The sequence below is a fragment of the Longimicrobium sp. genome, assembly GCF_048594345.1.
Classification (GTDB): Bacteria; Gemmatimonadota; Gemmatimonadetes; order Longimicrobiales; family Longimicrobiaceae; genus Longimicrobium.
This window is the reverse complement of the sequence record NZ_JBMDXM010000268.1, coordinates 1-14,424: the sequence shown is the minus strand read 5'-3', so window position 1 is coordinate 14,424 and position 14,424 is coordinate 1. Positions and strand designations below refer to the sequence as shown.

At 68.8% G+C, this 14,424-nt stretch carries 15 protein-coding genes and 1 pseudogene; 8 read left to right on the top strand and 8 right to left on the bottom strand.

The genetic code is table 11. The features are described 5' to 3' along the window. Positions 1-170: 170 nt before the first annotated feature. From ACOJUJ_RS28135 to ACOJUJ_RS28110, 6 genes are all read left to right on the top strand, one after another. Positions 171-725, top strand: coding sequence for a hypothetical protein (locus ACOJUJ_RS28135; RefSeq protein ID WP_420130251.1), 555 nt, complete (start codon positions 171-173; stop codon positions 723-725). 17 nt (positions 726-742) lie between these two features. Next, a complete protein-coding gene (locus tag ACOJUJ_RS28130; protein ID WP_420130250.1) occupies positions 743-1,654 on the top strand; it encodes a cobalamin-binding protein in 912 nt (303 codons plus the stop codon). 43 nt (positions 1,655-1,697) lie between these two features. Beyond that, positions 1,698-2,132 (top strand): hypothetical protein, encoded by a 435-nt coding sequence (locus tag ACOJUJ_RS28125; RefSeq protein ID WP_420130249.1) that lies wholly within the window; start codon positions 1,698-1,700, stop codon positions 2,130-2,132. A gap of 270 nt (positions 2,133-2,402) precedes the next feature. Next, positions 2,403-2,771: an SPW repeat domain-containing protein gene (locus ACOJUJ_RS28120; RefSeq protein ID WP_420130248.1), complete on the top strand. Its 369-nt coding sequence runs from the start codon at positions 2,403-2,405 to the stop codon at positions 2,769-2,771. Next, on the top strand, positions 2,746-3,816 hold the full coding sequence (gene corA, locus ACOJUJ_RS28115; RefSeq protein WP_420130247.1) for a magnesium/cobalt transporter CorA: 1,071 nt from the start codon (positions 2,746-2,748) through the stop codon (positions 3,814-3,816). Before ACOJUJ_RS28120 ends, corA begins: the two co-directional genes overlap by 26 nt. Before the next feature lie 331 nt (positions 3,817-4,147). Beyond that, a complete protein-coding gene (locus tag ACOJUJ_RS28110) occupies positions 4,148-4,840 on the top strand; it encodes an HAD family hydrolase (RefSeq protein ID WP_420130246.1) in 693 nt (230 codons plus the stop codon). Positions 4,841-5,004: 164 nt separating this feature from the next. On the opposite strand, the gene ACOJUJ_RS28105 is transcribed toward ACOJUJ_RS28110, so the two are convergent. Together ACOJUJ_RS28105 and ACOJUJ_RS28100 are read right to left on the bottom strand one after the other, a co-directional pair. After that, positions 5,005-5,469: a hypothetical protein gene (locus tag ACOJUJ_RS28105; RefSeq protein ID WP_420130245.1), complete on the bottom strand. Its 465-nt coding sequence runs from the start codon at positions 5,467-5,469 to the stop codon at positions 5,005-5,007. 323 nt (positions 5,470-5,792) lie between these two features. After that, complete coding sequence (locus tag ACOJUJ_RS28100) at positions 5,793-6,974, bottom strand: ATP-binding protein (protein WP_420130244.1); 1,182 nt, start codon at positions 6,972-6,974, stop codon at positions 5,793-5,795. Between the two features lie 263 nt (positions 6,975-7,237). Between ACOJUJ_RS28100 and ACOJUJ_RS28095 the strand changes: the two are divergent. Continuing rightward, positions 7,238-7,849 (top strand): annotated as a pseudogene (locus ACOJUJ_RS28095) (LytR/AlgR family response regulator transcription factor); the annotation flags it as partial. Between the two features lie 126 nt (positions 7,850-7,975). Here ACOJUJ_RS28095 and ACOJUJ_RS28090 read toward each other — a convergent pair. After that, a complete protein-coding gene (locus ACOJUJ_RS28090) occupies positions 7,976-8,128 on the bottom strand; it encodes a hypothetical protein (RefSeq protein WP_420130252.1) in 153 nt (50 codons plus the stop codon). Positions 8,129-8,135: 7 nt separating this feature from the next. Further along, positions 8,136-8,900 (bottom strand): GAF domain-containing protein, encoded by a 765-nt coding sequence (locus tag ACOJUJ_RS28085; protein WP_420130243.1) that lies wholly within the window; start codon positions 8,898-8,900, stop codon positions 8,136-8,138. 355 nt (positions 8,901-9,255) lie between these two features. On the opposite strand from ACOJUJ_RS28085, the gene ACOJUJ_RS28080 reads away from it, so the two are divergent. After that, positions 9,256-10,272 carry a synaptic vesicle VAT-1 family membrane protein gene (locus ACOJUJ_RS28080; protein WP_420130242.1) on the top strand — a complete coding sequence of 339 codons (1,017 nt, stop codon included), beginning with the start codon at positions 9,256-9,258 and terminating at the stop codon, positions 10,270-10,272. Positions 10,273-10,450: 178 nt separating this feature from the next. Here ACOJUJ_RS28080 and ACOJUJ_RS28075 read toward each other — a convergent pair whose 3' ends face one another. The 4 genes from ACOJUJ_RS28075 to ACOJUJ_RS28060 form a co-directional block, all read right to left on the bottom strand. Further along, positions 10,451-10,735, bottom strand: coding sequence for a type II toxin-antitoxin system HicB family antitoxin (locus ACOJUJ_RS28075; protein ID WP_420130241.1), 285 nt, complete (start codon positions 10,733-10,735; stop codon positions 10,451-10,453). Positions 10,736-11,072: 337 nt separating this feature from the next. Further along, positions 11,073-11,576 (bottom strand): outer membrane beta-barrel protein, encoded by a 504-nt coding sequence (locus ACOJUJ_RS28070; RefSeq protein WP_420130240.1) that lies wholly within the window; start codon positions 11,574-11,576, stop codon positions 11,073-11,075. 170 nt (positions 11,577-11,746) lie between these two features. Next, positions 11,747-12,322 carry a hypothetical protein gene (locus ACOJUJ_RS28065; RefSeq protein WP_420130239.1) on the bottom strand — a complete coding sequence of 192 codons (576 nt, stop codon included), beginning with the start codon at positions 12,320-12,322 and terminating at the stop codon, positions 11,747-11,749. A 163-nt stretch (positions 12,323-12,485) separates the two neighbouring features. Beyond that, positions 12,486-13,934, bottom strand: a complete 1,449-nt coding sequence (locus ACOJUJ_RS28060; protein ID WP_420130238.1) for a M20/M25/M40 family metallo-hydrolase — start codon at positions 13,932-13,934, stop codon at positions 12,486-12,488. Between the last annotated feature and the right edge of the window lie 490 nt (positions 13,935-14,424).

Here is a 14,424-nt window from a genome sequence, read left to right as displayed (position 1 = left end):
GCGGGCGGGCGGGGGGGGGGGGGGGCGGGTGGGGGGGGGGGGGGGCGGGGGGGCGGCCCCCCGCCCCCCCCCCCGCCGCGATGGCCGGTCCGGAGCGTGCGATGCGTTCGGCGGCGCCGCGGGACCGTTCCCGCGGCGCCTTCCACGTTCCCCTTGCGTCCATACGATCCATGCGACTGCCTGTCGTCGTTCGCCTGCTTGTGCCCCTTGTGCTGTCCGCCGCGGCCGCCTGCGCGGCGGCGCGCGGGCAGCCGGAGCCGGACTGCAACGGCTGCGTGCCGCCCGGTGCGCGGGCCGGCGTCCGCTTTCAGCGCAACGGGGAGATGCCGGGCGGCGACACCACCACGGTGCTCACGGTGGTGTTCGACGATGGGCGGCAGGTACGCACCACGCGCAGCACGGAGTGGCGGGGCGAGGCGCGCAACGCGTGGGCGCCCTGGTTTGAAACCGCCACCACCGACTCGCTGCGCGCCACCGGCATTCTGCAGTCCGCCATGGGCGACACGCTGGCCGTGGGGACCGCCAGCTTTCCCCTGCGCGCGGACTGGTGGTGGGGGGTGCGGTGGGACGTGGCGCGCGTATCCGTCATCCTCTCGCAGCCGGGTATCGACCCGGCGACCTACACGCGGTACTTTCCGCTCCGGACCGACACCGGGCAGGCCGACCCGCGGGCCCTGTACGTGCGCTCCGGCGTACGGTCCATCTCCAATCCCACGCCGTTCTGATCCGGACTGTCTGACGGATGCGCATTGCGTCGATGCTTTCCAGCGCCACGGAGATCGTGTACGCGCTGGGGCTGCAGGATCACCTCGTCGGCATCTCGCACGAGTGCGACTATCCGCCCGAGGCGCTGCGCCTGCCGCGCCTGAGCCGTTCCCGCTTTGACCCCGCGGGGCTGACCAGCGGCGAGATCGACGCGGAGGTGCGGCGCTGCATGGTGGACTACGGCAGCGTGTACGAAATCGACGTCGGCGCGCTGCGGCGGGTGCGGCCCGACGTGATCCTCACCCAGGCCGTCTGCGAAGTGTGCGCGGTGCCCACCGGCTCCGTGAACGACGCCGTCGCCGAGCTTTCGCACCCCGCCACCGTCGTCTCGCTGGACGCGCACACGCTGGAGCAGATTCTGGCCACCCTGCGCCAGGTCGCCGACGCCGTGGGCGAACCGGCGCGGGGAGATGAAGCGGTCGCGCGGCTGACGGCGCGGCTCGACCGCGTCCGCGAGGCGGTGGCGAACCGGCCCCGGCCGCGCACGCTGGCGCTGGAGTGGCTGGATCCGCCGTTCGCGCCGGGGCACTGGGTTCCGGAGATGGTGACCATCGCCGGCGGCGACAACCTGATGGGCACGGCGGGATCGCACTCGCTGGAGATTCCGTGGAGCCAGGCCGAGGGGCTGGAGCCCGACCGCCTGCTGCTGGTGCCCTGCGGATACGCCATGGACCGCGCCCGCCAGGACGCCGACCAGGCGCGCGACCGCCTGCGCCAGCTCGCCGCGCCCGCCATCGACGCCGGCCGCGCCGCCGTGGGCGACAGCGCGTACTTCAGCCGCTCGGGTCCGCGGGTGGTAGAGGGGATCGAGGCGCTGGCCGCATGGCTGCACCCCGACGCCGGCCTCACCGCGCCGCCGGGGCGCATCCTGGAAAGCTGGCTCGGTTGATCGGCAGAACACCGTTCGCATCCACACAAGTCGAGCAGGGACGATGACGGCGTCGATGAGGGATTTCGCGGAGCGCACGTACCGAACGCGACGCCATCTGCTCAAGCTGATCGAGCGACTCAACGAAACGGCAATTCGGGAATCCTCGAAATTCCTCGTGCTGTCCGGATCGACGGACGAATGGCTGATGTTTGACGTTTCCGGCGTCCGTATAGTGTTTCGCGCTGCATACGGGCTTGATGGCACCGGATACCTGGAATGTGGGCACCACGAAATGGACGAACGGCAGGAGGCGAGATTCCTGACCGATCTGTCACTCGAGATTGACCCTTTGGGCAACGTCGATCATCGCTGGACGATTTCGGAGGTCGGGAGCAACCTGGAAGCCCTTCTGGATCGTACCTATGATCGCATCCTTGAGCGGTTTGCGGGCAGGCAGGTCAGAATCGTGAACGGCGTCTTCGATCCTCGAAGCTAGTCGGACGTAGCGTTCACATCGCAATCCGCAAGCGACCTCGTGGAGCCGCGGGTTTCGATCCAACCGCCTGGAGCGGGGCCGGAGGACGACCACGGACGATCTCCCGACCCGCTCCTCCGCGTGTCAATCCGCCCCAATGCTGGCCTGAACGCGCGGCTGGACGCACCTTGGACGGCATCGCAAGGCGCGGCGCTTGCAAACCCGCGCGGCGGCACCACTTTGTAGCCCCGTCACTTCCCAACCTGCACCGCACCTGCGAGAGGGCGATCCATGCGACTTCCCACCCGCGTTCACGGCATGCTGGACTACCTGCTGGGCGCACTGCTCATCGCGTCGCCCTGGCTGTTCGGCTTCGCAACCGGCGGGGCGGAGCGGTGGGTTCCGGTGGGGCTGGGCGCCGGCGTGCTGCTGTACAGCGTGTTCACCGACTACGAGCTGGGCCTGGTAAAGAAGCTGCAGATGCCCGCGCACCTGTTCCTGGACGCGCTGGGCGGGCTGGCGCTGGCCGCGTCGCCGTGGCTGTTGGGCTTTGACGAGCGGGTGTGGATGCCGCACGTGGTCATCGGGGCGGTCGAGGTCGTGACCGCCGCCATCACCAACACGGTGCCGGGCTATGAGCGTCGCCGAGCGGGTCGCTAGCGACGAGATCGTCGATCCGCTGTGCGAAGACGCGTCCGGGGCCGAGCCCCGGTCGCGCATCTACGCGTACGCCGAAACGGACACCGGCGTGCACGCGTATCCGCTGGCCCAGGCCATCGAGGCCATTCACCGCGGCCGCACGGGGAAAAAGGAAGACGACCCGCCGCTCATCTGGATCGACATCGCCGCGCCGGGCGTGCCGGAAGGCGAGTTTTTGCGCGACCAGCTGAATTTCCATCCGCTGGCGGTCGAAGACACCGTCCGCGGCCGCCAGCGCCCCAAGATCGACCGCTATCCGGGGTATTTTTTTCTGGTGATGTACGCGGCGCGCATCAACCCCAAGCGCGAGCGGATGGCGCTTAACGAGCTGCACGCGTTCATCGGCGAAAACTACGTGGTCACGGTGCACGACCACCGCATCGAGGAGATTACGGCGGTGCTGGCCCGGTGGCGGGGCGCGCCGGAACGCTTTCGCGCGCCCGGCGTGCTGGCGCACGCGCTGCTGGACCTGGTGGTGGACGGCTACTTTCCAGTGCTGGACCACTTTTCGGAGCGCGTGGCGGAACTGGAAACGGCGACCACCGACTCCGACACCCCGCCGCGCGAGGGGATGCAGACCATCCTGACCATGCGGCGCGAGCTGGCGCTGTTCCGGCGGATGGTGGGGCCGGAGCGCGAGCTGGTGGGGTCGCTGCTGCGGCGCGACATCCCGTTCCTGCAGCCGGACATGATGCCGTACTTTCAGGACGTGCACGACCACGCCATCCGCGTGGCCGAGGAGATCGACACGCTGCGCGACCTGCTGAACGGCGCCATGGAGGGCCAGCTTTCCATCGCCAGCCACAACCTGAACGAGACCATGCGGCTGATGGCGGCGTGGTCCATCATCCTGATGGCGATGGCGTGGATCGCCGGCATCTACGGGATGAACTTCAAGTTCATGCCCGAGGTGGATTGGCGCTACGGATACGCGTGGGGGCTGGGGTTGATGCTGGTGGTGGGCGCGGTTCTGTTTACGTACTTCAAGCGCAAGAACTGGGTGTAGGGCCCTCACCCCGGTTCGTTCCTCGCCTGCCCCTCTCCCACAAACTGCGTGGGAGAGGGGCTATGGGTTGCTACAACCTATGGTGCGTTCCCTCTGTTTTGCGGTTGAAGCCCCGTTTGGCGAGCGCAAGCGAGCCGGACGGGGCTTGTCGCTGTCCCAGCAGCGGGTTTACCCGCTCATCGGGGCGGGGCTTTCCGCTTTTTTGGGGCGGCGGAATTATGCGCTCCCGCAGGGGCTTGCCATGTGTCGGCTGGAGTGCGATCCCCTGTGTCCGCTCCGGCGGCGCGGGCCGTGCAACAGGGGTGAACGAACCTTGGAAACAGGACTGCGGATGAAGCGGCTGATACTTTTCGACATCGACGGAACGCTGCTTTCGGCCGGCGGTGCGGGCGCGCGGGCCGTGCGCGAGGCCATGCTGGAGGTCTACGGCGAAACGGGCTCCATCCGCGGATACAACATGGGCGGCCGCACCGACCCGCAGATTGTCCGTGAGCTGCTTACGCCGGTGGGGTACTCGGTGGAGCAGGTGGAGGCGGGGCTGGAGGCGCTGTGGAAATCGTACCTGCGCAACCTGCGGGTGGAGATCAAAACGGCGGAGATCCGCACGCTTCCCGGCATCCCCGCGCTGCTGGACCGCCTGGAGAAATCCGGCGATCCCACCGTGCTGGGGCTGCTGACGGGGAACGTGGAAGAGGGCGCGCGCCTCAAGGTGGAAGCGGCGGGGCTGGGCTTTGACCGCTTTCGCGTGGGGGCGTACGGATCGGACCATTGGCAGCGGCCGGAGCTTCCGGCCGTGGCCGCGCGCCGGGCAAAGGAAAGGACGGGGCTGGGCTTCGAGGGAAAGGAGATCGTCATCATCGGCGATACGCCGTTCGACATCTCGTGCGGCGCGCACCTGGGCGTGCGCACCATCGCCACCGCCACCGGCACGCACAGCACCGACGACCTGGCGCAGCACAACCCCGACTACCTGTTCGACGACCTGTCCGACACCGAGGCCGTCTGGCGCGCCATCATGGAGTAGACGCGCGCCCGCGGAGCCGCGGAGAACCAGGCGAGCCGCGGAGGACGTTCTCCACGGCTCGTCCCGTTCGCGTCTGCGCGTGAACGATCCTGGAGCGATGACGAGAAGGGCTTCCGCGCCAAGGCACGGGAGCCCTTCATCGTATTCATCGGCAGGCCGGCGAACTACTCGTCGTCGTCCTCATCCTCGTCGTCGTCCTCGTCATCCGTGCTGAAGCGCGGAGAGGGGGCGTCGTCGACGTGGTCGGGCATGCCGTGAATCCAGCCGGGCGGCGTACGGCCACGGCGCAGATACAGGTCGCGGAACAGGTCCACGGCCTCACGCCGGGCGTCGGGACGCTCCTCTTCAGGGAGCGCCCACAACAGCAGGTCGAGCACGGCCGCGGCATCCGCCACAGGCACCGCGTCGTCCGGCCCGCCGGCCATCCCCTCCCGGAGTTCACGCGCAAAGTAGCGCTTCCACAGGCGAAGGTTGCGCTCGTACGGCACGGAGCCGTCGATGAACTTCTTGGTCGCGCCGACCTTTACGCCTGCTCGCTTGGCGACCTTCCGGAGCGACGTACGGGCAACCTGCGCCCGCACATGCTCACGGATCCGGTCGATGGCGGATTCGCCTGCACGCTCGCTCACAGGCTCCTCCCGCGCGGGAGGAACCGGGGCTCTTGTGCACTTCGTTTACGTTGAGTTGGCTTACACTCTACAGATTAGAGCCCGTTTTTGCTGAGTGCAAGAGGCACAACTCCCCATTTGAACACTTATACAAAGTGGACGCGAACGAGGCTGCTCCTCATCCAGGCCAGATGCCGCCTGGGCGCTGGGAAAATAGCGCCCCCGGCGGACCGCGCCGGATGGGACCGCCGTGGTCTGGCTTGCTCACCTGTGGCCCATTCGGAATGCCTGGCAAGCGCGCTGAAAGTGATCACAGGCAGGGCCATCCCGGCCGCGGAAAGGGATCACAGCAGGGCCATTCCGGCCGCCAGGGCAGCGAGCACCGCCGCGCTCACCGAGATCCACACGGCCAGCTGCGCGCGCCCCGCCGCCTGCTCCGCCCCGGTGCGCAGCGCGTCCAGCGCCTCCTTCTGCTGGGTGGCCAGCACGGCGCGCTCGCGCTCAGCCTCAGCCGTGGCGCGGGCGTGGCGTTCTTCCAGGCGGCGGATGGCGGCGGGGACGTCGGCCACCGTGTCTTCCACCTCCATCAGCCGCGAGGTCAGGGTGGCCACCTCGTCGTCCATCCCTCCGTCCGCCAGCGCCGGCAGCATCCCCGCCGCGGCGCCAAAGAGCGACTGGTCCATCACCCGCTTGGCGCCCAGCACCTCTTCGATTCCCATTTCGAAGTGGCGCTGCTCGATCCGCTTCTCCTGGTCCGCCCCCTCCTCGGCGATCGCCATCTGCGCCGCCTTGAGGACGGCGTTCTTGATGTCGCCGCCGCTGGCGGGGTAGCGCTGGGCCAGCGCGTGAAAGTCCACGTCGGCGCCCAGCGGCGTCTTGCGGCCGTGGATCTGCACCTTCCAGATCTTCTCGCGCTCCTCCAGCCCCGGCTGCTCGAACAGGATGTGCGTGCGGATGCGGCGCTCGAAAGCCGGATCGAAGTTGGCGGCCAGGTTGGTGGCGAAGATGACCACGCCGGGAAACTCCTCCAGCTCGCGCAGCAGCACGTTCACCACGGCGTTGGCCTCGCGCTGATAGCCCTGGTCCACCGAGGTGAAGCGGCGCCCCGCGATGGCGTCGGCCTCGTCGAAAAAAAGGACGGCGTCCTGCTCCTGCGCACTGGCAAAGACGGCGGCCACGTTCTTGGCGGTGGCGCCCGCCCACTGGCTTTCCAGCTCGTTGTAGCGCACCACGAGCAGCTTTTTGCCCAGCGCGTGGGCGATGGCTTCGGCGCAGATCGTCTTTCCCGTCCCCGGCGGCCCGGCAAAGTTGAACGCCAGCCCCAGCCCGCTCTCGTGCCGCTCGCCCAGCCCCCACTCGCCGAACAGGATGTCGTGCTTGCGGATCTGCACCAGCGCGTTGTCCAGCGAGCGCCGGGTGACGGGCGGAAGAACGACGTCGGCGAAGGTGCGGCGCGGCTCCACCGCGCTCACCAGCGTCTGCCGGTCCGGGCCGAAGAAGAGGTCGCGGATGGGGTTGGATGACATGTCTCTAGTGCGAAAGTGCGAAAGTACGAGAGTACGAGAGTACGAGAGTACGAGAGTACGAGAGTACGAGAGTACGAGAGTACGAGAGTGGCCTTTACCCGGCTCGTTCCTCTCCTCCAAACTGCGCGGGAGAGGGCGTGGACGCCGCTCAAGCCTTCGAGGGTCGAGGCTCAGGCATCTCGTAAACGCAAGACCGTCGCCGCGTTGATACCCCGCGTCGTCCGCCGCGTCCCGCTTGGCCCGGCGGCGCCCCGCTGGGCGCCGTGCGGTCGCGCTCGTCACGCGGGGTTCCCACGGGCCGCAGCGGCGGGGTGAGGTTGCATCCGTGGCGGGATCGATCGCGCGCACGCGACACAACCTCATCGACGGAATCCACCGGCCATGAAGGCACACGCGCCGGCGCGTCCGCGGCGTCACGACCTGGACTGGTTGCGAAGCCGTTCGACGCAGAGCGCTTTCGCACCGGGTTGGGCCGCGTCAAGGAGCGCGTGCGCGCCCGCCCGCCCACGGGCGACGACGGGCTGGACGAGCGGATTCACCGCGTGCTGGCGGAGGCGCGGCTGGCGCCCGCGTATCTGCAGCGCGTGCTGGTGCGCACCGGAACCCGCGCCGTGTTCCTGCGCACGGACGAGGTGGAGTGGCTGGAGGCGGAGGAGAACTACGTGCGGCTGCACGCGGGGCAGGAGAGCTGCCTGGTGCGCGGCACGCCGGCGGGGCTGGAGGAGCGGCTGGACCCGGCGCGATTCATCCGCGTACGCCGGTCGTACATCGTGAACCTGGCCAGCCTTCGCGAGTTGCACCCGTGGAGCCACGGGGACTGGATGATCGTGTTGCGCGACGGCCGCGAGCTCATGCTAAGCCGCCGCTACCGCGACCGGATTCCGGAGTTGGCGGGGCAGGCAGCGTCATCACCCGGCAGACAGGCGATCGGCGGCCAGAGCCACGCAAGCCGTTCCGGGCCTCATTGGTCCGGCAACGGCTTCGTGCTTCACCTGCTTGGCTCATCCGCGAGCTTCGCCCCGCTTGGGTGGCGAGTAGTACAGCGGGGGCAGGTCAGGCCACCAGCCCAGCTTGAGGAACTCCCAGAGCGTCGGCTCGCGATCATCCGGTGGCGGCGCCTTGGGGAACTTGGAAAGCGGCATGCCGAAAAGCATGGGCTCATCATGCGCTACGTCGTTGCGCTCGGACATTGCGACTCCCCGGCCTTCTGGTTACCAGCGCGAGCCCGATCAGTTGCGCGACCGGACCCAGAAACGGACTCAGGCGCGCCATGGCTCCCGAGTCAAAGATGTACGGCTCCGTTGCATCCATGGCCAGGATGCCGATGACCTGCCCCGTGGTGCCCGGCTCACCCACCATGATGGGAAAGGTGCCGATGGATCTGTACCTACGCCCCTGTACACGCGGGTGTTTCACCTCTGACGTGGCCGCGACGGAGACAGGCCGGCCGGTAGAGAATGTGAACGGAGCGCCCGGCGCGTCAAGGGGGATGACTGGATGATCGCGCCCCGGCCGGAAATCGTCCTGGGCTGTCACCCTGAAGCCGGTGGGCTGCTGATCCACGATCACCGGCAGAACCAGGTTCGCCGTGATCTCACAACCCAGCGGGGGACGCACAGTCACCTGCACCAGCTCGCAGGCACGACGAAGAAGCAGTCCGATGGCGTCCTCGGGATTCCGCACGATCTGCGGCGCCGAGTTGCCTGCCTGCATCCCCGCCATCGAACTGATGAGTTCACCCAGGTTCTCGAACACCTTTCGATGGTGATCGAGGACGCCGGCACGGGCCAACCCGCGAAACCACTCCGACAGCAGGTAGATCGCCACGAGGCCCGCCATCCAGCGCCAGCCCTTTACCCCGAACACGTCCGGCGCCGCGACGCCGACGAACAACGCGAGCTGCAAGCCCGCGACGATCAGCTGCATCGAACGGCTGCGGGCGAGCATGCGCCCCCAGCTTACGGGATACGCAGCCGCTTTCCGGGTCCTTGGCCAGCGGCGCACCAAGTCCGTGAGCGTGTCGGTGCCCGTCGCGGCTGGATGCATCGACGGTCCGCTCACGCGAGATCCTTCCCGAGTTCGTGTGCGCGCTTCCTGCCGCACCCCGGCGGATAATCGTTACCCATGCCTGCGCACCACCGTTGCCAGGGGATAAGGTGGCCGTGCATGATCAGCGGCGTCCCACGGACGAACCTGCTCGGCACGTTCACTCCGTTCATCGTAACGACCTTCACGCGGCGGCACCAACACGCGAGCCGACACGAAATCCGGAGATTTGCAGATGCGGCAGGTGTGGATCACCAGACGGGGCGGGCCGGAGGTGCTGCAGGTGCGCCAGGCGGCGGATCCGGTGCCGAAGAAGGGCGAGGTGCGCATCCGCGTGGCGGCGGCTGGGATCAACTTTGGCGACGTGCTCGCGCGGATGGGGTTGTATCCCGACGCGCCGCCGCTGCCCGCCGTCGTGGGCTACGAGGTCGCGGGGACGGTGGATGCAGTCAGCGCGGGGGTGGCGGACTTTCGCGAGGGGGACCGCGTGGGCGCGCTGACGCGCTTTGGCGGGTACACGGACGTACTGTGCGTGCCGGCGGAGCAGGCGTTTCCCATCGCCCCATCGCTTTCGTTCCAGAAAGCGGCGGCGATCCCGGTGAACTACCTGACCGCGTGGATCATGCTGGTGCACCTGGGGTGCGTGCGCGCGGGGGACCGGGTGCTGGTGCACGCGGTGGCGGGCGGGGTGGGGCAGGCGGCGGTGCAGATCTGCCGGTGGCGCGGCGCGGAGGTGGTGGGCACGGCCAGCGCGTCCAAGCACGCCCGCCTTCGCGAGCTTGGTGTGGCGCACTGCATCGACTACCGCACGCGGGACTTCGAGGCCGAGGTGCGCCGCCTGTACGGCAAGGGCGGCGTCGACATCGCGCTGGACGCGGTGGGCGGCGAGTCGTTCCGGAAGAGCTACCGCTGCCTGGGGCCGCTGGGGCGGATGTACGTCTTTGGCGTCAGCAGCTTTGCGCCGGGGCGCACGCGCAGCGTGGTGGCGGCGCTGCGCGGGCTGGCCTCCATGCCGCGCTTTGGGCCGATCGACATGATGAACACCAACCGCGGCGTGCACGGCGTGAACCTGGGCCACCTGTGGCACCGCGTAGACCTGCTGGGCCAGATGCTGCGCGACATCGTGGGGCTGGTGGATGACGGCACGTTCGATCCCGTCGTGGACCAGGTATTCCCTTTTGACCGCGCGGCCGATGCCCACGCGCGGCTGCAGGACCGCCAGAACTTCGGCAAGGTGCTGCTGGCGCCGTGATCCTGGACCGGCGGGAAGAACAGGTCTCACGCGGAAACGCGGAGGGCGCGGAGACCTTCTCTCCGCGCCTCCGCGTGATGGGCACCCGTGCTCAGGCCTGACATGAGGGGCGATCACCAAGAAAACCCCGCACGGACGCTTGACGCGGCCGTGCGGGGTTCTGCCATTGAGCACGTGGTCAGGATACGCGTGCGATGGCTCCCTCACGATGTTCGGGCCGCGTGCTTCCAGCCGGGATGGGAGGTTCGAGGCCATCCTCCAGCATCGTGCCGATATACATGGAGATCCCATCCGCCAGCCATTCCAGCGCCTCGTCGGCCGTTTCGCCGTGGCTTTCACACCCGGGCAGTTCCTCTACCCAGGCAAAGAACAGCGACTCGCCGATCGTGTCCTCATCGGGACCAACGCGCCTGGTGTACGGGAGCCGGAGGTACATGTGCGCCAGCAACGAATCGTCACCCATACCCGTGATCTGCAGTTGCGCGGGGGTAAACCGACGGCATGCTCATGATGAGCGGCCCGGTTTCTCGACCGCTCCAGAATCTGCTCGTTCACTTTGTTCATCTTAACGGCACTCGCGCGGTGGCACCAACACGCGAGCCGACACGGAATCAGGGGGATTGCAGATGCGGCAGGTGTGGATCACAACGGGCGGGCCGGAGGTGCAGGTGCGCGATGCGTGCTGCTGGCACCGTAATTCCGATCCGCACGAAAAACGGGTTCACGCGGAGGGCGCGGAGAATCTTCTCTCCGCGCCCTCTGCGTCTCCCGGTGACGGCTGCTTGCGTTGGGATCGGCGATCAGAAGCGGAAGCGCGCGCCCAGGCCCAGGGTGAGAAAGGTAAGCTCGTCCACCTTGCGGTAGCGCACCTCGGGGGTCACGGAAACCTGCCAGCTGACGGCGTAATCGGCGCCCAGCCCGGCCTCGATGCCGGTTTCATCGTCGTGAAAGAGCGCGCCGAGCAGAACGTACGGACTGCCGGAGCCGTGGCCGCTGCCTACCTCCACGCGACCGCCCAGCTCGAACCCGCTCACCTCGTTCTCGTCGTCGCCCACCAGCTCGTCGTCGAGCTCGAACGTGAACTGCGAGTAGCCGCCGTACAGCGCGAACGTGGGCGCCACGTCCAGCGACGCCCGCACCCCGAACCCCACGCCCGACTCGTACAGATCGTCGCTGTCGCCCACGGGGATGCCGGCGTCCAGCCGCACCTCGAAGGCCAGCGGAATGTCCGCCTGCGCGGCCGCCGGCGCCCCCGCGCCCGCCGCCATGGCGCCCACGGCCAGCGCCGTGATCCAGTTTCTCATCGTCCCTCGCCCTCCGGTTCATGGTGATGCACCGTGCGGCACTCCGCACGCCGCGCGGCCCCGCTGGAACCACGGAGCACCCGCCCAGGTTCCCGCGCGCAGTGCTTGGATGCACGAAGGCCCGCCGTGGTTGCGGCGGGCCTTTGCTCTGCAGCCGCGGCGGCGGCGCGTCAGGCGTCGGGGACGATCACGGCCACGTCGAACACGCCGCGCTGAATCTGCGTTTGCCCGTTGAAGTCGCCCACGCACGTCGCGGTGCCGGAGAAGCTCCCCGCGACGCGGCGGCCGGTGAGCGCCTGCACGCGTCCCTGGCCCGACACGACCGAGCAGCTGGTCTGCGAGATGTTGGTCGCGCGCTCCACGCCAAAGCTGACGATCATCTGCGCGCAGTCCGCCTCGCCACCGCATCCTTCGCGGAACTGCAGGGTCTGGCCTGGCTGCACGGCGCCCGGCAGCTCCAGCGTCATCAGGTCGAAGCGCCCGCCCGTCCGGCTGCGCGCCGCCGTCACCACCAGCCGCGGTTCCGAGACACCGCTGCGGAACGCGAGCGCCCAGTCCCCCGGAGGCGTGCCGCCCTGGCCGTAATCCGGCGGCGCGTCGCCCTCGGCGACAAAGGCGTTCGCCCCGTCAATGCCGGTGTAGTCGAAGACGAGCGTGCTGGTGCCTCGCGAGCTGGGGGCCAGGGCATCCTCGCAGGCGGAAAGCGACGCGAGGAGCGCGCAGAACAGGAGCGTCCGGATGGGCATGGGTCGGGCGGGGGGCGGCGTGGCATGGTGGCTCCCACGCTTGTGAACGCGCGAGAACCGACCGGTGTGACAGGGAAAGTGCGGAAGGATGCTGTAACCTAGCACGGAGCCGGCGGGAGTCAACAGGCGCCAGGCCCGCCGGCTCCGTGCTAGGGAGAAACCGTCAGCTGGCGACCTGGCGCAGCACCCGGTAGATGTACTCCGTGGCCCAGCCCAGCGCCGGGACGGGGACGCGCTCGTTGTCGCCGTGCATCCGCAGCTCGTCTTCCATGGGCAGCGGCATGGGAAGGATGCCGTAGGTGGGGATGCCGATGGCCCGCAGCGCCGCGCCGTCGGTGGCGCCGGTGGACATGAACGGCAGCACGGTGGCGTTCGGCGACATGGTGCGCGCGGCGGCCTCCATCGCCTGGAACAGCTCGGTGGATACGGGCGACGGGGGCGGCGCCTCCACCGGCGGCTGCTCCAGCGCGAACGTCACGTTCGGCTCGCCGTCGATCTCGTTGATCATCCGCACCAGCGCGGCGGCGTCTTCGCCGGGGACGATGCGCATGTTGAAGGTGGCGCGCCCCTCGCTGGGGATGACGTTGGCGCGGAAGCCGCCGTTCAGCAGGGTGAGCGACGTGCCGGCGCGCAGCACCGCGTTGTGCAGCGGGTCGCGCGAGAGCACGGCGGCGGCACGGTCGATCTGCTCGCGCGAGGCGCCGGAGGCGGTCAGCTCTTCCATCGCCCGCTTCATCTCCGCGTCTTCCTCGATGGCGGCCAGGCGCTGAAAGTAGATGCGCGTGGTTTCGATCAGCGTGACCGGCGCGCGCCACTCGTGCACGCGGTTCACCGCGCGGGCCAGCGCCGCCAGCGCGTTGTCGGGCAGCGGCACGGAGGCGTGGCCGCTGGTGCCGGTGGCCGTGGCGATGACGTTGTAGTAGACCTTTTCGGTCGTCTGGATGTTTACGGTGCGGATGCTTCCGTCGTCCACGCGGATGCGGCCGCCCTCGTTCAGCGCGAACTCCGCGTCGCCGATCAGGTCGCGGTGGTGCTCGATCACCCAGTCCACGCCCACCACGGGACCGCCCTCTTCACCCGCCGTGGCGAAGAAGATGATGTCGCGGTCCAGCCGGTTGCGCTGCTGCGCCAGCTGCACCATCGAGGTCAGCGTGGCGGCCAGCATTCCCTTGTCGTCGATGGCGCCGCGGCCGTACAGGTAGCCGTCGCGGATGACGGGCTCGAAGGCATCCGTCTCCCATTTGGTGGTGTCGGCGCCCACGACGTCCATGTGGCCCATCACCAGGACCGGCCGCTGCCGCGGGTTGGCCGCGCGCAGCCGGGCGACGAAGTTGGCGCGCATGCTGTCTTCGGGCACGCGCAGGATGCGCTTTTCGATGCCGGGAACGCCGTTGAGCACCGAGTCGAAGTACATGGCCGTCCGGATCTCGTTGCCGGGCGGGTTTTCGGTGTTGATGCGGATGAGGTTCTGCAGGTGGCGCAGCGTGCTGGCCTGCGCGTCGGCGCGGTTAAGCCCCTGCGGCGCGGCCGCCCGCACCGTCCAGGCGTCCTGCGCCGCCAGCGGCGCGGAGACCAGCAGTGCCGCCAGCAGCGCGGTGTTGCGAATGCGCATCGGTGTATCGCCTTCAGTGGGTGCCTTGTGATGCTGAACTACTGAGTGCCCGGCGCACTCGCGGATGTTGGAAACCGGAATCGCGCTGCGTCCGCGCGGTGCCCCTCCCCCGACCCCTCCCCGCTCGTTCCTCGCGGAGAGGGGAGAGCGTTGCCGAGGGATCGAGGCTCGACGACTGGAATCGAACTGCGCCCGCCGGGGTGCCCCTCCCCCGACCCCTCCCCGTTCGTTCCTCACGGAGAGGGGAGAGCGTTGCCGAGGGATCGAGGCTCGACGACGGGAATCGCACTGCGTCCGCCGGCGCCCCCCCTCTCCCGGCCTCTCCCCCCCCGAACTGCAGGGGGGAGAGGAGATCGTTGCCGATCGATCCGGGGCTCGACGACTGGAATGGAACTGCGCCCGGCAGGGCCCCCTCTCCCCCGGCCCCTCTCCCCCGCTGCGCGGGAGAAAGGGGAGAATTCGATCCCGCCGCGACGAGCCTTTGCCGTTC